At 60.5% G+C, this 23,601-nt stretch carries 23 protein-coding genes; 9 read left to right on the top strand and 14 right to left on the bottom strand.

Going from position 1 to position 23,601, the window contains the following annotated elements; all coding sequences use genetic code 11:
• The first annotated feature begins 3 nt into the window (after positions 1–3).
• Together M1D99_RS22360 and M1D99_RS22355 are read left to right on the top strand one after the other, a co-directional pair.
• A complete protein-coding gene (locus tag M1D99_RS22360) occupies positions 4–912 on the top strand; it encodes a hypothetical protein (protein WP_458130791.1) in 909 nt (302 codons plus the stop codon).
• A gap of 12 nt (positions 913–924) precedes the next feature.
• A complete protein-coding gene (locus M1D99_RS22355) occupies positions 925–1,194 on the top strand; it encodes a hypothetical protein (RefSeq protein ID WP_458130790.1) in 270 nt (89 codons plus the stop codon).
• A gap of 337 nt (positions 1,195–1,531) precedes the next feature.
• Here the strand turns inward: M1D99_RS22355 and M1D99_RS22350 are convergent, their stop codons facing one another.
• The 3 genes from M1D99_RS22350 to M1D99_RS22340 form a co-directional block, all read right to left on the bottom strand.
• On the bottom strand, positions 1,532–1,699 hold the full coding sequence (locus tag M1D99_RS22350) for a hypothetical protein (RefSeq protein ID WP_458130789.1): 168 nt from the start codon (positions 1,697–1,699) through the stop codon (positions 1,532–1,534).
• Positions 1,700–1,751: 52 nt separating this feature from the next.
• Positions 1,752–2,024, bottom strand: a complete 273-nt coding sequence (locus M1D99_RS22345) for a hypothetical protein (RefSeq protein ID WP_458130788.1) — start codon at positions 2,022–2,024, stop codon at positions 1,752–1,754.
• A 410-nt stretch (positions 2,025–2,434) separates the two neighbouring features.
• Complete coding sequence (locus M1D99_RS22340; RefSeq protein WP_458130787.1) at positions 2,435–3,166, bottom strand: DUF899 domain-containing protein; 732 nt, start codon at positions 3,164–3,166, stop codon at positions 2,435–2,437.
• 185 nt (positions 3,167–3,351) lie between these two features.
• Here M1D99_RS22340 and M1D99_RS22335 point away from each other — a divergent pair, with 185 nt between their 5' ends.
• A complete protein-coding gene (locus tag M1D99_RS22335) occupies positions 3,352–3,744 on the top strand; it encodes a transcriptional regulator (protein ID WP_458130786.1) in 393 nt (130 codons plus the stop codon).
• 141 nt (positions 3,745–3,885) lie between these two features.
• On the opposite strand, the gene M1D99_RS22330 is transcribed toward M1D99_RS22335, so the two are convergent.
• From M1D99_RS22330 to M1D99_RS22320, 3 genes are all read right to left on the bottom strand, one after another.
• A complete protein-coding gene (locus M1D99_RS22330) occupies positions 3,886–4,752 on the bottom strand; it encodes a DUF6279 family lipoprotein (RefSeq protein ID WP_458130785.1) in 867 nt (288 codons plus the stop codon).
• 80 nt (positions 4,753–4,832) lie between these two features.
• Complete coding sequence (locus tag M1D99_RS22325) at positions 4,833–5,549, bottom strand: TorF family putative porin (RefSeq protein ID WP_434571734.1); 717 nt, start codon at positions 5,547–5,549, stop codon at positions 4,833–4,835.
• 189 nt (positions 5,550–5,738) lie between these two features.
• Entirely contained in the window at positions 5,739–5,927 is a 189-nt protein-coding gene (locus tag M1D99_RS22320; RefSeq protein ID WP_018607615.1) for a hypothetical protein, read from the bottom strand.
• Between the two features lie 337 nt (positions 5,928–6,264).
• Between M1D99_RS22320 and M1D99_RS22315 the strand changes: the two genes are divergently transcribed.
• Positions 6,265–7,101: a CvfB family protein gene (locus tag M1D99_RS22315; RefSeq protein WP_186704614.1), complete on the top strand. Its 837-nt coding sequence runs from the start codon at positions 6,265–6,267 to the stop codon at positions 7,099–7,101.
• A 426-nt stretch (positions 7,102–7,527) separates the two neighbouring features.
• The gene (locus M1D99_RS22310; RefSeq protein ID WP_434571732.1) at positions 7,528–8,982 is read left to right on the top strand and encodes an NCS1 family nucleobase:cation symporter-1; all 1,455 of its coding nucleotides are present in this window, start codon (positions 7,528–7,530) and stop codon (positions 8,980–8,982) included.
• On the opposite strand, the gene M1D99_RS22305 is transcribed toward M1D99_RS22310, so the two are convergent.
• Positions 8,983–10,155, bottom strand: a complete 1,173-nt coding sequence (locus M1D99_RS22305; RefSeq protein ID WP_434571730.1) for an MFS transporter — start codon at positions 10,153–10,155, stop codon at positions 8,983–8,985.
• Between the two features lie 104 nt (positions 10,156–10,259).
• On the opposite strand from M1D99_RS22305, the gene ptrR reads away from it, so the two are divergent.
• Together ptrR and M1D99_RS22295 are read left to right on the top strand one after the other, a co-directional pair.
• Complete coding sequence (ptrR, locus tag M1D99_RS22300) at positions 10,260–11,153, top strand: putrescine utilization regulator PtrR (RefSeq protein ID WP_186704617.1); 894 nt, start codon at positions 10,260–10,262, stop codon at positions 11,151–11,153.
• Between the two features lie 139 nt (positions 11,154–11,292).
• Positions 11,293–11,421, top strand: a complete 129-nt coding sequence (locus M1D99_RS22295; RefSeq protein WP_003198971.1) for a PA1414 family protein — start codon at positions 11,293–11,295, stop codon at positions 11,419–11,421.
• A gap of 283 nt (positions 11,422–11,704) precedes the next feature.
• Here the strand turns inward: M1D99_RS22295 and M1D99_RS22290 are convergent, their stop codons facing one another.
• From M1D99_RS22290 to speB, 4 genes are all read right to left on the bottom strand, one after another.
• A complete protein-coding gene (locus tag M1D99_RS22290) occupies positions 11,705–13,093 on the bottom strand; it encodes a sodium:solute symporter family protein (RefSeq protein WP_434571728.1) in 1,389 nt (462 codons plus the stop codon).
• 190 nt (positions 13,094–13,283) lie between these two features.
• Positions 13,284–14,789 (bottom strand): purine-cytosine permease family protein, encoded by a 1,506-nt coding sequence (locus M1D99_RS22285; RefSeq protein ID WP_434576588.1) that lies wholly within the window; start codon positions 14,787–14,789, stop codon positions 13,284–13,286.
• A gap of 48 nt (positions 14,790–14,837) precedes the next feature.
• A complete protein-coding gene (locus tag M1D99_RS22280) occupies positions 14,838–15,245 on the bottom strand; it encodes a YybH family protein (RefSeq protein WP_434571726.1) in 408 nt (135 codons plus the stop codon).
• Between the two features lie 9 nt (positions 15,246–15,254).
• Positions 15,255–16,205, bottom strand: a complete 951-nt coding sequence (gene speB / locus M1D99_RS22275) for an agmatinase (protein ID WP_434571724.1) — start codon at positions 16,203–16,205, stop codon at positions 15,255–15,257.
• Between the two features lie 341 nt (positions 16,206–16,546).
• Between speB and M1D99_RS22270 the strand changes: the two genes are divergently transcribed.
• The gene (locus tag M1D99_RS22270; RefSeq protein WP_186704621.1) at positions 16,547–17,440 is read left to right on the top strand and encodes a LysR family transcriptional regulator; all 894 of its coding nucleotides are present in this window, start codon (positions 16,547–16,549) and stop codon (positions 17,438–17,440) included.
• Positions 17,441–17,442: 2 nt separating this feature from the next.
• The gene (locus tag M1D99_RS22265; RefSeq protein WP_458130784.1) at positions 17,443–18,039 is read left to right on the top strand and encodes a tRNA-uridine aminocarboxypropyltransferase; all 597 of its coding nucleotides are present in this window, start codon (positions 17,443–17,445) and stop codon (positions 18,037–18,039) included.
• Between the two features lie 148 nt (positions 18,040–18,187).
• Here M1D99_RS22265 and M1D99_RS22260 read toward each other — a convergent pair whose 3' ends face one another.
• The 3 genes from M1D99_RS22260 to M1D99_RS22250 all read right to left on the bottom strand — a co-directional run bounded on the left by M1D99_RS22260 (position 18,188) and on the right by M1D99_RS22250 (position 23,313).
• On the bottom strand, positions 18,188–19,552 hold the full coding sequence (locus M1D99_RS22260) for an HlyD family type I secretion periplasmic adaptor subunit (protein WP_186704623.1): 1,365 nt from the start codon (positions 19,550–19,552) through the stop codon (positions 18,188–18,190).
• Positions 19,553–19,775: 223 nt separating this feature from the next.
• Entirely contained in the window at positions 19,776–21,935 is a 2,160-nt protein-coding gene (locus tag M1D99_RS22255; RefSeq protein WP_434571720.1) for a type I secretion system permease/ATPase, read from the bottom strand.
• A 19-nt stretch (positions 21,936–21,954) separates the two neighbouring features.
• Positions 21,955–23,313 (bottom strand): TolC family outer membrane protein, encoded by a 1,359-nt coding sequence (locus M1D99_RS22250; protein WP_186704625.1) that lies wholly within the window; start codon positions 23,311–23,313, stop codon positions 21,955–21,957.
• Between the last annotated feature and the right edge of the window lie 288 nt (positions 23,314–23,601).

The following is a 23,601-nucleotide window of genomic DNA, read 5'->3' as shown; positions in this document are numbered from 1 at the left end:
TTTTTGCAGTTGATTGGTTTAACGGTTGCCGCGGCGGCGGGTGGATCTGACAAGGATCAAGCCGTTGCGGCATGGGTTGCGCAGCAGGCTACCAAATTCAACTATCTGGAGCATGGTGAAAGAAAACTGTTCGTGAAGGATATGAGCGGGTGCGGTACCGATGATGCTTGCACCAAAAAACGCTGGGAGGAGGGGAAGTATAACGAAGACAGCTTGGCCAATATTGCATACGCAGAGGAAATCGCAGGGTCGATGCGTGCGCAGGAAACGCGTGATCGGGTGATGGATTCTGTGGATTCGATTTTGGCAATGCCCTGTCAGAACGATACGTGTGAAGTCTATAAGGCTATTCTCGTTAGTCGATCATTGAAGGTCGTCGAGTATTTGACGGAGGTGATTGGGGATTGGGCGCCGACACTGGATCGACTAGCGTTGATGGGCGGTGCGGCGGTGGGGTCTGGTAGCAGTGTTAGGAATAGTGTACAGGCGGTCGAATCAAGGTTGAAAAATGCCTATGAGCTAGTGAACAATGGTAAAAAAGAAATTGGGGCTGTTGTAGATGACACGATCAAGGCATTACCAGCCCCAAGACAAATAGATGCATCGTGGAGCGCGAGCACTTATAACAAAGGCGGTTTGATGACAGGTATTGAGCATGTATTCTATCGCCATGGACCTGACTCAGGATTTGCGAATGTTAGTAAGTTCTCGCAAGGAACATCTGTTAAGGATATCTCTAGTTATGTTGATAACGCACTGAGATATGGGAAGGTAACTCCTAATGGCCCAGGTGGACACGTTGTTGAGTACAATGCAGGTAAGGTGATTGGAACAAACGTCTCAGGCGCTCCAACATCGATAATCAAAATAAATGTTCGGGATGGTGTGATTCAGACTGCATTCCCGTATTAGTTAGGAGTGGTTATGAGCAATGGCTACACACTAATAGAACGATTTGTCGCCCAAGAGTTGGACGACAGTGTTCGCTCTATTTTGAAAAATGCCTTGGATGAGCGAATGTGCTCAAAGAGCGTTCTGTTCAGGGAGTTCGAGTTTAATTGCTTTGAAGTTTCTTTGGACTTTGAAAAAGGCATTGTCAAATTGCAAGATGTTCTTTCCGCTGGGGAGAGTAGCTTTCTTGATATACCGATAGGCGATTTTATCTCTGCTTGCGGTTTGAATGTCTCTTGTTAGTTGTAGAAGCTTAGATGTGATCTGACACCGGCCTAGCGTCGCTGCTTTTGCATCCGATGTGCACACTTTTTGCCGTCTTTCTGGACGAGAACCGGGGACAGGACGAAAAAATGCGGGGAAAAAAGGGGATTTGAATGGCAGTTACTTAACTGCTAACCAGCTGATATATCTGAAAAAAATGAAGAAGGCTGACCTTGGTCTACGGTAATTCAGGGGCAGAGCACATAACTGTGTGGGTTTTAGATATAAAACTTGTTTGTACCCAAGAGATCCTGATCTGCGAGTTGCTCGCCAGTATATTGTTTTTTGCAAGTAGGAAAGCCCGCTTTCGTGTGATTCATCCCCTGGACAGTTCGGTCATTTCTTTGGCGCGTGCGAATACTTCCATCGCTTTGGCGATGTAGCTTGCATCGTCGGTTTCCCGGGCATCTCTCATGAACTCCGCAATGGCCTCTGGTGTGCTGAGATATTCTGCGGGGTCAAATTCTGTAAAGATCTCAATCATTTTGCTCTCCGTGTATGTGAAAAACGGGCGACCCAAAGGTCGCCCGTTTTCGTTATTCAGCAGCTTGTGCTCGCAGCCGCCTCCCAATCACATCCAGCACATCACATCCATCGCGAAGCGATATCGTCAGCATCTTACAAAAGTCCGAAAGCACTACCGTATCGGAGCTGATATCCGAGCGGAAGGCGATGTTTTCCAGCAGTTGAGTCACGGTGCGGATGCGGTAGTCGGCGGTTTCGAAGAGAACATCGAGCGGGGCTTCGGTATCGATGAGCAACGTTGCGGGGACGCAGTCGATGCCAGTGATGGGCATGTATCGATTCATTTTGAAGATCTCTGTTTGATTGGCTGAAAGCCATCACTCAGTCGTCGCCAAACGATTGGGTGGTGGCTGTGCGCAGGTTGGCGAACCGGTTACAGAGAAAACCGGCAGATCCGAAGATCTCCCGCGCACAGCCGCCGTGGAATATAGCGGCTTTGCGGGTGCGTCGGTACCTGCAATCAGCTGGTAGCTTTCGCATTCTCTGTAATCGAGTCGCCAAACCCGAATCGCCTTTTTGGGCGACGAGGGACTATAGGCTGGCCTGCTCCACTGCCGCAAGACACCGCTTTCCGAGCTTCATGTAGGACGTTTAGCCTGGTATTTGTCGGCTTAAAGCAAGCGACTGCTGCGCAGTCGAGCGGGAGCAAGCGCCCTCGCCACGGGGATCGCGCTCGACTGGACGGGCTGACGTATCAGCTATGGCAGCAACCACGCGGCTTGGCCTCTTCGTATTTATCGTGGTGCCGCACCCAGTCCATGATTTCGTCTTCGTTGCGGCCCTTGGGCGTGAGGTCGAGGTAGTTGTAGGTGCTGACCAGGATGTCGAGGCCACGGGCGTAGGTGGAGTAGGTGTGGAAGATGTCGCCGGCTTCGTTGCGATAGAAGACGCTCAGGCCGGGGAGTTCGCCTTCGGTGGTGTCGGTTTTTTCGTAGTTGTAGGTGGTTTTTCCAGCGGCGGTGTCTTCGGCTTCGAAGCTGACGCCGAAGTCGTAGTTGAAGTCGCAGCCTTCCGACGAGACCCAGTCGAAGGCCCAGCCCATGCGGCGTTTGAACGGTTGGAATTCGGCGAAGGGCGCGCGGGAGACGGCGACCACGGCCACGTCGTGGTGGGCCAGGTGTTGGTTGGCGCCGTCGATGTGGTCGGAGAGGAAGGAGCAGCCCTGGCAGCCTTCTGCCCAGCCGGGGCCGAACATGAAGTGGTAGATGATCAGTTGGCTGCGGCCGCCGAACAGGTCGGCCAGGCTTAGTTCGCCGTGGGGGCCTTGGAAGCGGTAGGGTTTGTCGATTTTGACCCAGGGCAGGGTGCGGCGTTCGGCGCTGAGTTTGTCCCGTTCGCGGGTGAAGGCTTTTTCGTGGGCCAGGTGCTGGCGACGGGCGGCGAGCCATTCTTCCCGCGAGACGACTGGATGATTCTCTACGTTCATGGTGATTTCTCCTGTAGGCAGTTGCTCAAGTCGGCGCTTCACTCATTGGTCGTTTGGCCTGGGGTAAATTCGACAGGCCGTTGGTCGGCTGGCGGGATGGGCCGTCCGCCAACCCGGCTGAACGGTGGCGTGGCGCCTCGGTCACAACCTAGGTAGGCATCTCACTCTTTAGAGGATGGACCAGGATGACGACTTATAACTGGGACTTGATCGAACGGTTGTTGCACGAAGTGCAGAACGGCGCTGGCCACAGTTTTGCTCCTCGGGTTTATGCGGAGGAGTACGCGGCGGCGAAAGCGGCTGAAGGCGGGGAAATCGAGAACCTCGATCATTTGAAAGCAGTCGCCGGGGAGTATGAAAAGTTACTTCTGGAGCGTGGCTATATCGAGCCGCGGCCCGAGGATCAGGGTGGCAACGGTGAGAATTTTATTCTGACGCCGCGTGGCTCAAGTTTGTTGAGCCTGATCGACAGCAGCATTCCGGGCAATGATCATCCACGCGAGGTGTTGGATGAGCAGGAAGACGCGCTGGATGAGTTTACGTTTGATGAAGTGGCTTCGAAGGCGCAGATTGCCTAGCGCCGAGAGCAGATTTTTGTGGGAGCGGGCTTGCTCGCGAAGGCGGTGGGCCATTAATGATTATGTTGACTGATGCACCGCCTTCGCGAGCAAGCCCGCTCCCACATTTGTTTTTCACTCCACATTGGATTTTTGCTGGTCTCAGGGCTGTGCTGCCTTCAGGCACTTCAAATCAGTGAAATCTTTCTTCACCCCGTCGATTTTCTTCAACAGCTGTTCGCGCTGGGGCGGGGTGCTTTCGGCCATGAGGTCCACCAGCAGGCTGCGGGCCTGGGCTTCGGTTTTGCTGAAGGCCTCGCGGTAGGCTGGAGTCCAGAGGCTTTCGCGGTCGACGAGTAACTGCTCGATGCGTTTGGGGAAGTCCGGGCTGTGGCGTTGGGCCACGGCTTCGCTGAACTGGTTTTGCCAGTGGGCGCGGTTGGCGATCCATTGCTGGTTCTGGTCGCCGAGGGCGGTGGACCAGGCCATCACCCGTTGGCGCTGGGCGTCGTTGAGCGGGCCGAGCCAGTCGTCCAGGCGTTTGACCATGCGTTCGCTGCGTTGCTGGATCTGCTCCTGCAGCGTCGGCTTGAGGTATTGCTGCTGGCGTTTACGCTGGTCCTTGACGAAGGCGGCGTCCATGTCGGCAACCTGGTCGTCGCTCAGGCCTTGCAGCAGTTCGATGGCCGAGGGGGTGATTGCCCGGGCGGTTTCGGCGATGGCGGCCTTGGCTTCCCGGGTGCGCTGTTGTAGCGCTTCGTCGGTGACCTGGTTGGTCTGCACCATGGTCTTGAGGCGATCCAGCCAGTCGAGGTAACCGGGCAACTGGGTGGTGCAGTGCCAGGTCAGGTGGTCCTTGAGGCGTTCGTTGAACCAGTCTTTTTGCTCGCCTTTGATGTCCAGGTAGTCGTTGAGGGTCCAGGGGATGATCAGGTCGAGGTTGCGGTACGCCAGCCCGACGCGGCTGCAAGCGGTGAGCATGAAGAGCATGGCGATGAACATGGCGGTGCGTGTTAACCAGCGCGACATGAGCGAGTCCTTGCGAATGCGTAAGTGCTTTGTTTGAGCATGGCAGGCGCGCAGCAGTTCAGCTGATTAATGCGTAACGCTTAGTAAAAAGGATGGGCCATCTTGAGGGTCAGCAGGCTGTCGCATTCGCTGTTGTGGCCGGAGTACGCCGAGCAGCTGCTGCCGCTGAGGCTTGAGTCGCTGTAGATCAGGTCCAGGTCGATGCCCATCCAGGGGCGGGAAATTTTCAATGACCAGTCGCTGAAACTGCCTACAGAACCGTTCTCGACCGAGACCGGCGTATTGAGTTGGTGGGTGGTGTATTTGGCGCTGATGCCAATGCCGAACGGCACATTGCCGCCCAGATCCGCAAATAACGTGCTGTTCTGCTTGTCCGGATCGTTGCTCAGGGCCGCGCCGAAGCGGCTGCCCAGCACGGTCAGGCCGCCATAGAACTCCTGGCTGTCGAGGGTATCGACGGTGGGGTAGCTGTAGTGGATCAGGCCGACTTCGTAGCCCAGGGTCTGGTCGAAGGGTTGTTTAAAGCCTATGTAGGAATCGACCTCAAGGTTGGCGGACGATGTCAGGCCGGCGCTGGGGGACCACTGGCCGACGTACCAGCCGCTGTCGTGGCTCAGGTCAAGGCCACCATGGAACGAACCGGTGCTCGACGGCGTGACCAGGCCCTGGGCCATGCTGCGGCTGGGAGTGGTGCCGAGTTTGAGGTCGAAGTCGCCGAGTTCGCGCTGGAACACCTGCCCATGAGCGAGAGAACAGGACAGTAGGCTGATCATCAGCAGGACAATAGGGATGCGCATGCTTCACTCCATGAAATAGCGAGGAGCAGGAACTAAGCTGAAACGCTTGGGCTAGAGAGGTGCAAGCATACCGGCGAATACTCGGCAGCGAAGGCCGTTCGTCGATTTTTGGGAAATGGAAGGGGCGGGAAAGGTTCCAGTCCAAGCGCTTCGAAGCTCAAAGCGCTTTGGGACCAGGTGACGCGCAGGTTACTTCTTGCCCAGGCTGATCTGCTTGGACGGGCCGAATGTCTGGCCGCTGACGCCTTTGGCAATTTGCTGGATCTCGCCGCCGGACTTGAGGAACGCAGCGATCTGGTCGTTGATCGACTCGCTGGTTTCAACGGCTGGAGCTGGCTTTGCTTTGCTGTTGGATGCTTTTACGCGCATGACGGCCATTAACCTGTAGATAATTAATTGGGCCAGGCATCGTACAGGAAATACTTGACAATTGCTTGGCAAATATCCTTCTGAATTATCATCGGCGTGACGGGAATAATACGCGGTTATCCGTCAATTACTGCCCTAAGCCCCTGTTTTAAATAACAACCGTGCGAAAAATAGTGTGCCGATGGCAAGCGGTACGCACCGCCGCTCGCCTGACGAATGGCCGTGCCCGGGTGAAAACCCAGGAAAATCAAGGGTTGTGCCGGGCCTTGTCGGCAAACCGTGCCGGCGACCACGAATCGCACCGTAAAACCGGGTAGAATGCGCCCACGCAATGAGGGTATTGGAAATGGCTTTAGTCGGGCGCTACAACAGTTTGCAAGTGGTTAAACACACTAACTTCGGTTTATATCTGGACGGTGGTGCGGACGGCGAAATCCTGCTGCCCAATCGATATATTCCCAAGGATATTCCCAGCGAAGATGAAGATTGGCTCAATGTTTTCATTTATCTGGACAGCGACGACAAACTGATCGCTACCACGGAAAAACCCAAGGTCCAGGTCGGTGAATTCGCCAGCCTGAAAGTGGTTGAGATCAACAGCATCGGCGTGTTCCTGGACTGGGGCCTGCCCAAGGACCTGTTGCTGCCGTATTCCGAAGAAAAGCGCCAGATGACCGCCGGCGAATACTGCGTGGTGCACGTCTACCTCGACAAGCACACCCGCCGCATCACCGCCACGGCGCGCCTGGATCGTTATCTGGACAAGACCCCGGCCAACTACACGCCGGGCCAGGAAGTGGATTTGCTGGTCGCCGAAGCCACCGACATGGGGTTCAAGGCGATCATCAATAACAAGCACTGGGGCCTGATCCACAAGAACGAAATCTTCAAGTTCATGCGCGCCGGCAAACAGGAAAAGGGCTTCATCAAGGAAATCCGTCCGGACGGCAAGATCAGCCTGAGCCTGCAGCCCGTTGGCCAGGAGGCCGCCACCAGCCTCAACGCCAAGATCCTCGCCAAGTTGCGTGAGAACAACGGCACCCTGGCGGTCAGCGACAAGAGCGACCCGGCGCTGATCAGCAGCCTGTTCGGCGTGAGCAAGGGCAACTTCAAGAAGGCCATTGGCGCGCTGTACAAGAATGGGCAGATTGTCATTCATGCGGATCGCATTGAATTGAGCTGATTCGAACGCAGAATCCGGGGCTTGTGAACCTTGTGATCAATGATCCAGTGGCTCGTGACCTTGTGGCGAGGGAGCTTGCTCCCGCTGGCCTGCGCAGCGGGCCCCGGCGTTCTTCCTGACGTACTGTGGTTAAAAATCATTTTTGGGGCTGCTTCGCAGCCCAGCGGGAGCAAGCTCCCTCGCCACGGGTGCTCATCTCTGTATACAAACTCCTGCACCTTTAGCATGCATTCACGCCCTGTTCGTGGGCGCATGCCTGCTCCTGCTCGACCTTAACCCCCGCTCCACACCCCGGTTTGTCTAACATTCCACGCCTATGGCACGCATTCTGCGTAGCAACGCGTATACAAACCATGCCGGCTCCCGTGCGCAGTATGGTGAGCAGGTCGATACGGGGGCACGGCGGTACTCAAAAGGAGCCCCGCAATGTCCGAGCAATTGCCCAACGGCTACAGCCCCCGCCTCTATAACCAGGACCTGGGCCCGCTGCCGCAGAAATGGAATTGGTACAACATCTTCGCGTTCTGGATGAGTGATGTGCACAGCGTCGGCGGCTATGTGTTCGCCGCCAGCCTGTTCGCCTTGGGCCTGGCGAGTTGGCAGGTGCTGATCGCGTTGCTCGGCGGGATCTGCATCGTGCAGTTGATCGCCAACCTGGTCGCCAGGCCGAGCCAACAGGCGGCAGTGCCTTATCCCGTTATTTGCAGGCTGGCGTTCGGCGTGTTCGGGGCGAATATTCCAGCGGTCATTCGCGGCTTGATCGCCGTAGCCTGGTACGGGATTCAGACGTACCTGGCGTCCAGTGCGCTGATCATCGTGGTGCTGCGGTTTTTTCCTTCGATGGAAGTCTACGCGACGCCGCATTTTGCCGGTTTGTCCTACCTGGGCTGGTTCGGTTTCCTCAGCTTATGGTTCGTCCAGGCGCTGGTGTTCTGGACCGGCATGGAGTCGATCCGGCGTTTCATCGACTGGGCCGGACCGGTGGTGTATGCCGTAATGTTCCTGTTGGCCGGTTGGATCGTGTGGAAGGCCGGTTGGAGCAACATCAGCTTCACCCTGGCGGAAAAGTCGTTGTCTGGCTGGCAAGCGTTCGGACAAGTGATCGTGGCGACGGCCCTGGTGGTGTCGTACTTTTCCGGGCCCACCCTGAATTTCGGTGATTTCAGCCGTTACTGCCGGAGCATGTCTGACGTGCGCCGGGGCAATTTCTGGGGGCTGCCGGTGAATTTCCTGGCGTTTTCCCTGGTCACCGTGGTGATTGTTTCCGGGACCTTGCCGGTGTTCGGTGAAATGCTCCACGACCCGATTGCCACCGTGGCGCGCATCGACAACGACGTGGCCGTCCTGCTGGGTGCCTTTGCCTTCGTGACCGCCACCATTGGCATCAACATTGTCGCCAACTTTGTGTCCCCGGCGTTCGACTTTGCCAACGTCGCGCCGAGCAAGATCAGTTGGCGCGCCGGTGGCATGATTGCGGCGGTGGCGTCGATTTTCATCACGCCGTGGAACCTGTTCAACAACCCCGAAGTGATCCACTACACCCTGGACGTGCTGGCGGCGTTCATCGGCCCGCTGTTCGGGATCCTGCTGGTGGATTACTACCTGATCAAAAAACAGCAGATTGACGTCGATGCGCTGTTCAATGACGGGCCGAGCGGACGCTATTACTACAGCGGCGGTATCAACTGGACAGCGGTCAAGGCGCTGATCCCGGCGACCTTGATGGGTGTGGCAATCACCTTCACGCCGCTGCTGCAACCGATGGCCAACTTCGCCTGGTTCACCGGTTGTTTCCTCGGCGGGGTGTTGTATTTCGCCTTGGCCCTACGAGAGCCGACCGCGCAATCGAGCAAAGCGTTCAGTCCGGCCGGCCAGGCCTGATCAACGCAGGGCGGTCTGGGCGCAAGGGCCCACCGCGCCCCGGCTGGCGGGCCGCAACAACAGGCCGCCAGCCAACAGCAGGCCGCTGCCGGCAATGATCAGCGCCGGTTGCAGGCCGCCGCTGAAATGACTGCTCAGCGCTGCCAGCAACGGCCCGCTGAGCTGACCCACGGCAAAGCAGGCGGTCAGCAGGCCGGCGTTGCGCTGGGTGGCGTGGGGGGCCAGTTCCCGGGAGCGCAGCATCACCAGCTGCATGCAGGCCAGGAATGGCGCACCACATAGGATCACCCCCAGCGCCAGCCCCGGCCCACTGCCCAGCAGGCAGGCAAACACCCCGGCGGCTTGCAGCCAGAGCGTACCGATCAGCCAGCGACCGGTGCTGTTCGGGTTCGGCCGCCGCAAGCTGACCAGCAACACGCCGATGGCGGCGGCCAGGCCGAAGCAGGGCCAGAACAGGTCCGCCAGCCATTGTCCGTGGAACTGCGCCGAGGCCATTTGTGACAGGAACGTGGCCGGAATGATGTAGCCCACGCCGTACAAGGCATACACCACGCCCAATCGAGCGATGCCACGATTCGGCGAGGAGGTGACTGGCGCGACAACGGTCGCGGTTGCGGCGGGTTGCGGCAGGATCGGCAGAATCACCAGCAACATCGCCAGCGCTACGCCGGCGTACGCCAGCCACAGGGTTGCGGAGGTCTGGTCCAGCAGGTTCGAGCCCAACGCCAACAAACCTGTCAGGAAAATCCCCAACCCAGGGCCGGCAAACACCAGGGCGCCGAGCCGCGGCCGTCCCGTCGCCGCAGCCAAGGGTTGGCTCAGGGCGGTGATCATCACCATCACCCAGGCGCTCGCCACGCCGGTGCCGAAGCGCAATGCCAGGTGCGGCCAGAAGCCCCATGCCCAGAACGACGCCAGGGTCAGGAGCACGCACAGCCATAGGCCGCCGAGCAACCGCCGCCGCACCTGTTCCGGGCGCCGGGCGAACATGGCGTCCAGCGCGCCGAGGAAATAACCCAGGTAGTTGGCGGCGGCAATCAGACCGGCGGCGGTCAAGTCGACCTGACCTTCGCCGATCAAATGAGGTAACTGCGGTGTGAGGGCGAAGCGGCCGATACCCATGGCCATCATCAGGGCGATGAAACTGCCAAGCAGGCGAATTAATGGTGACATGGTCGTTCTCCGGGTGTCGGGGCGAATGACCGTCAGGCTAGGACTGATTGACTTTCATTAAAAATGAATAATAGTGAGTAACTTGTTCTTTTTTGGAGAAGGTCGTGGAGTTCAGCCAGTTAAGGATTTTCCAGGCCGTGGCCGAGGAAGGTTCGATCACCCGGGCTGCGGAGCGCTTGCACCGGGTGCCCTCGAACCTGTCGACCCGGCTTAAGCAGCTCGAAGAGCAGTTGGGCGTAGACCTTTTCCTAAGAGAGCGTCAGCGCTTGCAGTTGTCACCGGCAGGAAAAGTCCTGCTGGACTATGCAACCAAGCTCTTCGCCTTGCACGACGAAGCCCACGCAGCGGTGCAGGGCGGACAGCCGGCCGGGGATTTCCTGCTGGGAACGATGTACAGCACGGCGGCGACGCATTTGCCGGACCTGCTGGCGGCGTATCACCGGAGGTATCCAGCGGTGAATCTGCAAGTGCAGTCGGGGCCCAGTGGTGAACTGTTTGAAGGCCTGCTCACCAATCGGCTCGATGCGGCGTTGGTGGACGGCCCGCTGGAGCTGGCGGGGCTGGATGGCGTGCCGCTGTGCGACGAACGGTTGGTGCTGATCACCGAGGCCGATCACCCGCCGGTGCGCAGTGCGCTGGATGTGCAGGGCCGCGCGGTGTTCACGTTCCGCCGTGGCTGCTCGTACCGGATGCGCTTGGAAGCCTGGTTTGCCCATGATCACGCGACCATGGGCCGGGCGATGGAAATCGAGTCTTACCAGGGGATGCTGGCGTGTGTGATCGCCGGATCCGGCGTGGCGTTGATGTCCGAGTCGATGCTGGCCAGCCTGCCGGGCCGCGAGCGGGTGACGGTGCATCCGCTGGCCGAGCCGTTTGCCAGCGCCACCACTTGGCTGATGTGGCGTAAAGGCATGGTCGGGGCCAACTTGAATGCCTGGATTGAATTGCAACAACAGGCGTGGCCGCGAGCGCCAATGATCACGGCGCAATCGGCTTGAACTCCGGGAGGTGGATTTGGATCAATTCAGTAACAGATCATTGCAAACTGAGACGAGCATTGCGTAGCACATCGGACTATTATCAGTGCGAAGGGGCCACAGAAATCTGCCGCTCGCACCACCCTGAGGGGGCACCACGATGAAAGAGAAAATCCAGAACTGGCTTCACGACTTGGGTGTCGCGCTTGGCCTGATCGAGCCGCCGATGCAACCGGTACCGATCCGCACCGATGACGAGCAACGCCGCCGCCAGCCGCGCCGCCGGTAAATACACCAGGAATTTGCAGAGATCGCAGTTCCGGACCATCTCGATCGAGATGGCCCGGAACTGCGATCTTTTTTATTGGTGGCGCGAACCCCTGTGGCGAGGGAGCTTGCTCCCGCTGGGCTGCGTAGCAGCCCCAAGATGTATCCATCACCGCAGTGCGGCAGACAGGACGCTGGGGCCTGCTTCGCAGTCCAGCGGGAGCAAGCTCCCTCGCCACAGAGGCAAAAAAGGGCGTGGCCATCGGCGCCACACCCCTCGAAGAAAACCACCGCTCAGTGCTCGATCAAACCGCCTTGGCCACCACATTCGACCTGGGCGACAGCAAGCTCACCAGCACGAAACTCACCAGCGCCACGCTCAGGCTGTAGTAGATCGGTGTGTTCGCATCCAGGCCATCCTTGAACATGAAGAACAGCGCGGTCAAGAAGCCCAGCGACATGCTGGTGATCGCGCCAGCGGTGGTGGCGCGTTTCCAGTAGATGGCGCCGATCAGCGGAATCAGCATGCCGCCCACCAACAGGTTGTAGGCCAGGGTGAGGGCGCTGATGACGTCGCTGACCACCAGGGCGATCACCAGGACCACCGCCCCCATCAGCAGGGTGGCGATGCGGTTTTCGTGGACGTCGCCGCTGCCACTCTCACGGCCATGACGCAGGCGAGGCAGCAGATCCTGGACCACCGTGGTGGACGCGGCGAGCAGGCCCGCCGCGGCGGTGGACATCAAGGCCGCCAGGGCCGCAGCGATCACCAATCCACGAATGCCATTGGGCAGGCTGGTCTGCACCACGCTGGCGAAGGCGTTGTTGACGTTTTCCAGATCCGGCAGCAGCACCTTTGCCGCCATTCCGATCAGCGCCCCAGCCAGGCCGTACAGCACGCAGTACAGGCCGGCGGCGGTGCCGGCCACTTTGGCCACGCCTTCGCTGCGGGCGGTGAACACCCGCTGCCAGATGTCCTGGCCGATGAAGATGCCGAAAAAGTAGATCAGGAAGTAGGTGAGGATGGTGTCCCAGCCAATCGCGGTGAAATCGAAGTAGCTGGCCGGCAAGGCCGCCACCATCGCGTCCCAGCCGCCGGCATCGCCGATGGACATTGGCATCAGCAGGAACACCAGGCCAATGGTCATGATCAGGAATTGCACAATGTCGGTGAGGGTCAGCGACCACATGCCGCCGATGGTGGAATACAGCACCACCACGCCACCGCCCACCAGGATCGACATCCAGAACGGCAGGCCGAACAGCACTTGCATCACGGTGCCGATGGCGATGGTCGAGGTGGCGCCGATCATCAGCGCATACACCAGCATGATCAGCGCACTGGCTTGGCGCGCGGCCGGATTGTAGCGGCGCTCCAGCACTTGGGTCACGGTGTAGATCTTCAGTTTGAGCAGCGGCTTGGCGAGGAACAGGCTCAGGCCGACGATGCCCAGGCCGATGGCGCCGCACAACCAGAATCCGGAAATGCCGTAGACGTAGCCCAGGCGCACGGTGCCGATGGTGGATGCACCGCCCAGCACGGTGGCGGCCATGGTGCCCAAGTAGAAGCCCGGGCCGAGGTTGCGCCCGGCGACCAGGTAGTCGTCACGGGTCTTGGCGCGGCGCATGCCGTACCAGCCGAGGGCGATCATGCCGGCGGCGTAGATGAGAACGACGATTAAATCCAAAGCCATGATGGCGTGTCTCCGATTGTCTTTTTTATGTACGGGACGAAGTGCTGCTGTCCCTGTCGAACGAGTCTTTGTGGCGAGGGAGCTTGCTCCCGCTCGACTGCGCAGCAGTCGTCGCTTATCGGTTCAGAAACTTGGGGGGCTGCTGCGCAGCCCAGCGGGAGCAAGCTCCCTCGCCACGGGTATTTTTCAGTCAGGCGGTCTGCCGGAGCTCTGATTTAGCAAGCGGCGCTGTGCCCCGCGGATCTTGCGGCCCATACACCGCCGCCGGCTCTGGAAACAGCCCCAACAACGCCAGGTACACCACCGAGGCCAGGCCCAGGGTCACCGGCAGGCTGATGTCGATCCCGCCTGCCAGTTCCCCCAGCGGCCCGACGAACTGCCCTGGCAGGTTGACGAAGCACAACCCCACCAGCGCGCTGGGGATCCACGCCCCCAGGCCGCGCCAGTTCCAGCCGTGGCTGAACCAGTAGCGCCCGCCGGTTTCGCCGCGGGTGAACACTTGCAGGTCGTCCGGGCAGTAGAAGCCGCGGCGCACCAGCAGGCCGATGATCATGATCACCATCCAGGGTGTGGTGCAGGTGATGATCAGCACCGCGAAGGTCGACACGCTCTGCACCAGGTTCGCCGCGAAGCGCCCGATGAAGATGAAGGCAATCGACAGCACGCCGATCAGCAGCGTCGCCTTGACCCGCGACAGCAGCCGTGGAAACACGCTGGACATGTCCAGCCCGGTGCCATATAGCGACGTGGTGCCGGTGGACATGCCGCCGATCACCGAGATCAGGCACACCGGCAGGAAGAACCACCCCGGCGACACCGCCAGCAGCCCGCCCACGTAGTTATTGGCCGCGATGTAGTCCGGCGCCTTGATCGCCACGATGGTGGCGGTGGCGAGGCCGAACAGGAACGGGATCAATGTCGCCAGTTGCGCCGCGATCACCGCCAGCATGATGCGGCGCTTGGGCGTGTTGCGCGGGATGTAGCGCGACCAGTCACCGAGGAACGCACCGAAGGAAATCGGGTTGCTCATGGCCACCAGCGCCGCGCCGATGAAGGCGGCGTAGAAGCCCGGCTGGCCAAGGCTGACCGTGCCGGCGAACTGGCTGTCAAAGGTCGGTGCGAAGGCGAAAATGCCGAGCAGGAACAGCAAGCTGGCGGCCCACACGGCGATGCGGTTGACCCACAGCATGAAGCGGAAGCCGTAGATGCACACGGTCAACACCAGCAGGGCGAACAGGCCGTAGGCCAGGCCCAGGCTCAAGTCGGTTTCCGGCACGCCGATCAGCCGCTTGGCGCCGCCGATCAATGCATCGCCCGAACTCCACACCGACAGTGAGAAAAACGCGATGGCGGTCAGCAACGAGAGGAACGAGCCGACGATTCGCCCGTGCACGCCGAAGTGCGCACCGGATGACACCGCGTTGTTGGTGCCGTTGAGCGGACCGAACAGGCCCATCGGCGCGAGAATGACCGAACCCACCAACACGCCCAGCACAATCGCCCAGACCCCGGCCTGGAACGACAGGCCGAACAGCACCGGAAAACTGCCGAGCACGGCGGTGGCAAAGGTATTGGCGCCGCCGAAGATCAGGCGAAACAGGTCGCCTGTGCCTGCGGTGCGTTCGTGGTCCGGGATCCGTTCGACCCCGTTGGTTTCAATCTGCGTAAGGCTTTTATCGTTATTGTTATTCATGATCTGCTCCGATCATCGAGGCGCATTCATCGTTGTGAATGTCGCCTGTGGCTAAGGGGGTGGCAGCCCTTCCGGCATTGCGGACAAATGTTCATGACAGGCCAGCCATAGGCCTTGTTGTTCTTGGCGAAACACAATGGTTTCGCGCTCCTGGCTAATGTGAAGCTCCCCTTGCATGCGCAGCTCGGTGGCCACGTCATGGATGAAAATCGCCACGTCCCCTTGCAGGCTGACGAAGGCGTTGTTCGAGGTGCAGCTCAGCACCTCGAAGCCATCCTCGGACCGCCAGCGGTCCCACAAGGCCTGGTAGGCCTCGCGTGACAGTAGAGGCTGTTCGAAGGTGTGGAACACGAAGCTCGCATCGGTGCTGAACGCACCGAAGTAAGCCTCGCGATCGTTGCGGGCGAAGGCCGACACCAGTTCAGCGGCGGCCTTGAGAACTTGGTCTCGATGGCTCATGACGGCGCCTCAGCGATGAACCACGCCAGGCAGTACGCAGAGCATCTCGTACAGCAGATTGGCGCCCAGCAGCGAGGTGTTGCCGGTGGTGTCGTACGGCGGCGAGACTTCTACCAGATCGCAACCGACCAGGTCGAGGCCCTGGCAGCCACGGATGATTTCGATCGCCTGGATGGTGGTCAGGCCACCGATTTCCGGGGTGCCGGTGCCTGGCGCCCAGGCCGGGTCGATACCGTCGATGTCGAAACTCAGGTACACCGGGCCGCCGCCGACCTTCTCACGCACCTCAGCCATCAACGGTGCCAGGGATTTGTGCCAGCACTCTTCGGCCTGGACCACGCGAAAGCCCTGGTTGCGGCTCCAGTTGAAATCATCGGCCGTGTAGCCCTGGGCCCGCAGGCCGATCTGCACCACGCGGTCGCAATCGAGCAGGCCTTCTTCCACGGCGCGGCGGAAAGTGGTGCCGTGGGCGATTTTCTCGCCGAACATGTGGTCGTTCACATCGGCATGGGCGTCGATGTGCACCAGGCCGACCTTGCCGTGTTTCTTGTGGATGGCTCGCAGTATCGGCAGGGTGATGGTGTGGTCGCCGCCCAGGGTCAGGGGGATGACGTTGTGTTCGAGGATCTTGTGGTACGACTCTTCGATGATCCGCACCGCGTCCAGCAGGTTGAAGGTGTTGATCGCCACGTCACCGATGTCCGCCACTGACAGCGAGTCGAACGGTGCGGCGCCGGTGGCCATGTTGTAGGGGCGGATCATCACGGATTCGGCGCGAATCTCCCGCGGCCCGAAACGGGTGCCGGCGCGCAGGGAGGTGCCGATGTCCAGCGGCACGCCGACGAAAGCAGCGTCCAGGCCGGCAGCGGTTTGCAAATGGGGAAGTCGCATCATGGTGGCGATGCCGCCGAAGCGCGGCATTTCGTTGCCGCCCAGTGGTTGGTGAAGAATCTTGTCCACGGGTAGGGCCTCATCGTTGTTTTATTTATCAGGGGCCGATTCTGCGAAAAGCCGCTGTCGTGAAGAATCGCTGGCGGCAAATACTTAGTTCAGATTTTTCTAAACTAATGGTGGGCGGGGCGATAGACTCCGCAGCAGCGCAATCCTGGGGCAGACGATTACCCTGGTGGCGAGGGAGCTTGCTCCCGCTGGGCTGCGAAGCAGCCCCAAAACCAGTCACCTCGGTGTTTCAGGTAGATCGCGTGGGCAGGTTTTACGACTGCTTCGCAGCCGAGCGGGAGCAAGCTCCCTCGCCACAAAAGCGCGACAAGTTCTGTTTATGTGTGATCCGGAGACACCCAATGGCCAACGCTCTACCCGACCTGAAACTGCTGCGCATTTTCGTCAGCGTGGTCCGGCATCAGGGGTTCGCCAATGCCCAGCACGAGCTCAACCTCTCCACCTCGGCCATCAGCACTTATATGAGCCAGCTGGAATCGGCCCTGGGCCTGGTCCTCTGTCATCGCGGCCGGGGCGGGTTCAGCCTGACCAGCAAGGGCGAGTTGTTCCATCAGGAAACCCTGCGCCTGCTGGGCGAGCTCGAAGGCTTCGAACAGTACGCCGCCGCGCTCAAGGGGGAACTGCGCGGCACGCTGAACCTGGGGGTGATCGACTCGACAGTGAGCGACACGGCCTTGCCATTCGCCGAAGCCATCGGTGCCTACAGCCAGGAGCATCCGGCGGTGCATTTGCACCTGTCGGTCCTGAGCCCTTACGAGCTGCAACTCGGTGTGCAGGACAACCGCCTGGACCTGGCCATCGGTGCGTTTTCCACGCGCATGAGCGGGTTGGTCTACATGCCGTTGTACCGCGAGCAGCACTGGTTGTATTGCAGCAATCGCCACCCGCTGTTCAACGAGCGGCGCATCCCCGAACAGGTCATCACCCAGCAGCGCATGGTCGGACGCGGTTACTGGAGCCAGGCCGAGCTGGCTCGCCATGGCTTCAAGCACAGTGCGGCGACGGTCGAGAGCATGGAAGCGCAGTTGATCCTGGTGTTGTCCGGTGCCTACGTCGGTTATTTGCCTGAGCACTATGCCCAGGCTTGGGTCGACAAGGGCGACTTGCGCGTGCTGTTGCCGGCGACCTTCGGTTATCAGGCGCCGTTTTCGATGATCGTGCGCCGTGGCCGCAGCCGCGAGCCGCTGATCCAGACCTTCCGTGATTTGCTCAAAGCTCAACTGAACCAGGCCTGATCATGTCCCGAATCCAATGCCCGCGCTGCCAACGACCGCAAAGCCATTGCCTGTGCCCGTTGATCCCCAACCTCAACAGCCGCACCCGGGTCTTGCTGTTGCAACATCCGAGCGAAGTGAACCACGCCTTGAACACTGCCCGATTGGCGGCGTTGGGGCTGCACAATGCCGAGCTGATCGTGGGCGAGGTGTTCGAGGATTTGCCCCGGTTGCTCAACCAGGCGGGTTATCAGGCGCGGTTGTTGTTTCCCGCTGACGACGCGCAGCCGCTGCAAACCTACGGGCCGTCCGATGAGCCGCTGCTGTTGGTCGTTCCCGATGGCACCTGGCGCAAGGCGAGAAAACTGCTGCACCTCAATCCGCTGCTGGCGGCGTTGCCGAGGGTGACGTTGGCTAACAGTGGGGTGTCTCGTTACCGTTTGCGCAAGGCACCGGGGCCGGGGGCGTTGTCGACGGTGGAGGCGATTGTCCAGGCGTTGCAGACACTCGAAGCGCCGACCCGTTTCGAGCCGCTGCTGAAGCCGTTCGAGGCGTTGATCGAGGGGCAGATTGTGGCGATGGGGGAGGAGACGTTTCGGCGTAATCATGCTGGGAAATAATGGTTGTCTTTGCCGGCGCCTTCGCGAGCAAGCCCGCTCCCACATTTGATCGCCTGTGGCCGCAAAATTTGTGTTCGCCGCAGATCCATTGTGGGAGCGGGCTTGCTCGCGAAGGCGGCCTCTCAATCACCGCATATCTCAGCAGAAATCACCGCTCGCGCATCGCCTCGGTCCGCGCCTTCAACACCGGCTTGAGCAAGTAATCCAACACACTTTTCTCCCCAGTGATGATGTCCACCGTCGCCACCATCCCCGGAATGATCAGCAACGGCTTGGCATCGCCGCCCAAGTGGTTTTTATCGGTCCGCACCTGGATCAAATAGAAGCTGTTGCCCTTGTCGTCGGTGATGGTGTCGGCACCGATCAGTTCGAGCTTGGCGCTGAGCCCGCCATAGATCGTGTAGTCGTAGGCGCTGAACTTGACCATGGCTTTCTGGCCGGGGTGCAGGAACGCCACGTCCTGGGGGCGGACCTTGGCTTCGATCAGCAGGTTGTCTTCCAGGGGCACGATTTCTACCATGTCGTTGCCCGGCTGCACCACGCCGCCGATGGTATTGACCTTCAATTGCTTGATCACCCCATGCACCGGCGAAACCACGGTGGTGCGGGTCACGCGGTCGTCGATGGCGATGCTTGAGGCGGTGATCTTCGACAGTTCGGTGCGTTTCTCGTTGAGGTCCTTGGCCGCCTCGGAGCGGAAAGTCTGTTCCGATTCGTCGATCTTGCTCTTGATCTCGTTGATCGCCGATTCGGCCCGGGGAATCGCCAGGGTGGTGGCGTTGAGCGAGCCACGGATTTCCACCGCGCTGCGCTTGAGCCGCAGGATCTCCACCGGCGATACCGCCCCGGTGCGCACCAGCGGCGCGGACATGTTCATTTCTTCTTGCAGCAAGGCCAGGGCGGAGCTGAACTGGCCTTGCTTGGAACGAAACTCCGCCAGTTCCTGGGTCTTCTGCCGCAGCTGTTCGGTCAGGGTCCGTTGTTCGCTGGCCAGGCGTCGCTGGCGTTGTTCATACAGCGAGCGTTCGTCCTCGGCCACTTGCGGGGCCTTGGCGGTGACCTCTGCCGAGAGCGCGAAGGGCCGCCCTTCAGCTTCGGCCGACAGGCGCTCGACCTGGGCGGTCAGGGCATAGCGGTCAGCCTCGCTCTCGCCCTTGTTCGACAGGAACCGCGTATCGTCGAGGCGCAGCAGGGTGTCGCCCTTGTTTACCATCTGGCCTTCGCGCACGAAAATCTCGGTGACGATGCCGCCCTCCAGGTTCTGGATCACCTGGATCTTGCTCGACGGAATCGCCTTGCCTTCGCCGGTGGTGACTTCCTGCAAGACCGCAAACTTCGCCCAGACCAACCCGGTGACGATCAACCCGGCGGCCAGCCACACGGTAACCCGCGAGCGCCGGGGAGAATCCTGCAGCGTGGCGCCGGCGGTTTCCGGCATGAACTCGCTTTCGGCGCTTTTGCTGAAACTGCCGAAGTAGCTTCGGGCGGCTGAATCCGGTGTTTGAGCAGACATGGGGCGGTACCCGTTGGTTAAATGAAAAGAGCTGGGTGCTGCTTTTAAGTAAAAGAGCTGGGTGCTGCTTTTTGTGGCGAGGGAGCTTGCTCCCGCTCGGCGGCGAAGCCGTCGCAAAACCTGCCGGCGCGGTCCGCCTGATACAACCGGGGGAATGGCCCTTGGGGCTGCTTCGCAGCCCAGCGGGAGCAAGCTCCCTCGCCACAGGGGTATGTGTCGGCCTCTAAACCGCCGCGGAGCCCACCCGTCCCTTGCGCAGCGCATCGATCACCGCGTCCTTCGGCCCGTCCGCCACGATCCGGCCGTTATCCAGCACCACCAAGCGGTCCACCAGGCTCAGCATCGAGGTGCGGTGGGTGACCAGCAGCACGGTCTTGCCCTGCACGTGGGTATGAAGCTTCTGCCGCAAGACGTCTTCGCTGCTGTTGTCCATGGCGCTGGTGGGTTCGTCCAGCAGCAGGATCGGCGGGTCGAGCAACAAGGCCCGGGCCAGCAGCACAGCCTGGCGCTGGCCGCCGGACAGCAGTTGTCCGCGCTCGCCCACCGGGCGGTCGAAACCTTGGGGATGCTGGCGCGCCAGTTCGGTGACACCAGTCAGTTCCGCCACTTCCAGCATGCGCGCGTCGCTGATGTAGCGCGCACCGAGGGTGAGGTTGTCCCGCAGGCTGCCGGCCAGCAGCGGCAGGTCATGGGCGACATAGCCGATCTGTTGGCGCAGGTCGGCGACGTCCAGTTGCCGCAAGTCCAGGCCGTCGAGCAGCAACTGGCCTTCCTCCGGTGCATAGAAACCCATCACCAGGCGCGCCAGGGTGCTCTTGCCCGAGCCACTGCGGCCGATGATCCCGACCCGTTCGCCGGGCTTGAGGCTGAAACTGATATTGGCCAGTGCCGGGGCGCTCTGGCCGTTGTAGTGGAACGTCACGCCGCTGACGTCCAGCGCGCCCTGCAATTGGGTGCGCTCAAGGGGGCGCTGCTTGGCGTCACGCTCCTGGGGCAAGGCCATCAGGGCATCGGTGCTGCGCATGGTGAGCTGGGCTTGCTGATAGCGGGTGATCAGCCCGGCGATCTGCCCGAGCGGGGCCAGTACGCGGCTGCCGAGCATGTAGGTCGCCACCAGCGCGCCGACGCTGAGATTGCCGGCAATGATGCTGTAGACCCCGGCGACGATGGTCGCCATGCCCGCCAGTTGTTGCAGGAACAAGGTGCCGTTGGTCGCCAGTGCCGAGAGGTTGCGCGCATGGCTGTCCAGGCGGGTGAGGGCGCCGTGGGTGCTTTCCCATTGGTGCTGGCGCTCGCTTTCGGCGCTGCAAGCCTTGAGGGTTTCCAGGCCGCCGAGGGTTTCGATCAGCAGGGCCTGGCGCTGGGCGCCGAGGGCCAGGCTTTTTTGCACGGTGTCGCGCAGGCGTGCCTGGATGATCATGGCGAAGACAATGGTGATCGGAAATGCGATCACGGGAATCACCACCAGCCAGCCGCCCAGCAGGCCGATCACCACCAGCATCAGCAGGGCGAAGGGCAGGTCGATGAGGCTGGTGAGCGTCACCGCCGTGAGGAATTCGCGCAGGCCCTGGAAGTCGTGGATGCTCTGGGCGAAGCCGCCGATGGTCACCGGTTTGGCCTTCATCGCCATGCCAGTGATGCGTTCGAACAAAGTCGCGGAGAGAATCACGTCGGTTTTCTTGCCGGCGGTGTCCAGCAGATGGGCGCGCACCACCCGCAGCACCAGTTCGAAACCGGTGCCGATCAGCAGCCCCACGGCCAGCACCCATAAGGTCGGCGTGGCCTGGTTCGGCACCACGCGGTCGTAGGTCTGCATCACGAACAGCGGCACCATGAGGCCCAGCAGGTTGATCAGGAAACTCGCCAGGATCGCGTCGCTGTACAGCCAGCGCGACAGTTTCAGGGTGTCGCGGAACCACGCCTCGACCCGCGGCACCAGCGGGGCGCGCAAGTCTTCGAGTTCATGGCGCGGCCGGGCGAATAGCGCCTGGCCGCTGTAATCGGTGGTCAGTTCCTCGCGGCTGACCCATTGTTCACCGCCATCGGCTTCGCTGGGGAGGATCAGCGCTTTGCCATCCTCGCCCCAGCGCCGCAATACGGCGCAGCGGCCCCCCGCCAGGATCAGCATCACCGGCAGGTTCAGGGCTGAGATGTCCGCCAGCTCACGCCGCAACAGTCGCGCCTGCAAGCCCGCCCGGGCCGCTGCGCGGGGCAGCAGGTCCAGGCTCAAGCGTTGGTGCGCCATAGGAAGCCCGGCGCTGAGGCTGGCGCGACTGGCCGTCGCGCCATGGAGTTTGCAGAGGATCAACAGGCCGTCCAGCAACGGATCATCGAAATTCAGGCGCGGATCGGCGCCGGGGGTTGCGGGTTCCATGCTGGTCACATTGATCGCTCCCACTGGATTACTTCAGTTCCGGCAACCGTGCCTGGTTCTTGACTTCGGTCTGCGCCACCGCGTCGGCCGGCAGCACGATCCGTTGTTTTTGCAACAACAGGCCCATGTTCGCCAGCACCCGGTACATCGAGTATTCCTCGGTGTAACGCACTTCGGTGTAGCGACGGTTGGCGTTGTACAACTCGTTTTCGCTGTCGAGCAGGTCGAGCAGGGTGCGCTGGCCGAGGCCGAACTGATCCTGGTAGGCGGCGCGCACACGGGCGGTGGTGTCGGCGTATTCGCGGGCGGTCGGGGTCTGCTTGCGGGCGTTGAGCATGGCGTTCCAGGCCAGGCGCGTGTCTTCGTTGAGCTGGCGCAGGGCATTGTTGCGGATGTCCATGGCCTGGTTGATCTGGTGGGCGTTGGACGCCAGCCGCGCCTTGTCGCTGCCACCGCGGAACAGGTTGTAGTTCATCACCACGCCCAGCCGCCAGTTGTTGTCGTGGCCTTCTTCGCCACCGATGTTGTTGTTGGCGCCCACTGCCGCCTCGGCATCAAAGCGCGGATAGAACGGCGACTTTGCCACTTCATATTGGCTTTCGGCTGACTGGATGTCGGCCTGGGCCGATTTCAGGTACGGGTTGTTATCCACCATGCTTTGCTGGGCTTCGCGCAGGTCGGCGGGAAGCTCGCCTTTGGTCGAGGGCGGCGCTTCCAGTTCATCGGGCATGCGCCCGACCACGCTGTAGAAGTTCGCCTCGGCGTCCGCCAGGTCGACCTGGGCGGTGTCGAAGTTGTTTTCCGCCAGGGCCCGACGGGCGTTGGACTGGTCGGAGTCGGCCGTACTGCCCACCCCTCGCTCGGTGCGCAGGCCGATCTGGTCGTTGACCCGCAGGTGCGCCTGCAGGTTGTTCTTGGCCAAGGTCACCAGTTCGCGACGCTTGAGCACTTCCAGGTAGACCTCGATGGTGCGCAGTGCCAGATCCTGGGCGGTGCCCTGGGCGTAATAGGCCCGGGAATTGACCACGCCCTGGGTGCGCTGCACTTCATTGGCGGTGTTGAACCCGTCGAAGATCATCTGCCGCAGGCGCAGTTCCGATTGGGTGTAGGTCAGGATATTGGTGTGGTGGTTGCCCTGCGCCCGGGTGTTGGTGTTGTCGCTGTAGCCACGGCCATAACCGGCATTGAGATCCACCGACGGGAAAAAGCCCCCCCGGGCGACTTTGACGTCTTCATTGGCCGACAGGCGGCTGTCCACCCGTTGTGCCAATTCCGGGTGAGTCGCGATGGTGCTCTGGATCGCTTCGGTCAAGGACATGGCCTGCGCCTGAGAAGAGCAGGCCATGGCCAGCAAAACCGCGCTGCAGAGGGGGGTTAGAACGCGCATGGGGTGCATCTCCTGAGGTCTGTAGTGCTTCGTTGTCGCCAATTTATTGACGTATTTAAGATCAAAACCGTTTCAACCTTGTAACAACACAGCTAAGAACATCCTGCGCAAAACCTAAGAAGAATTTCTCATAACGCTTATTCCGAAAAAAACTTATGTGCTAGTAAAAAACCGGCACATTGTTCAAAGCGAAAGCCTTTGAATCTGCGGGTTCTGACGGATTTTAGGCGTCAATAAAAGTTCCATTCAGATTTTTAAGCGATGTGAAGAAGTGCCGAAAGGGCGATG

The sequence above is a fragment of the Pseudomonas sp. R3-41 genome, from assembly GCF_054161485.1.
The sequence above is the reverse complement of the archived record's forward strand: the minus strand, read 5'-3'. Positions and strand labels throughout refer to the sequence as shown.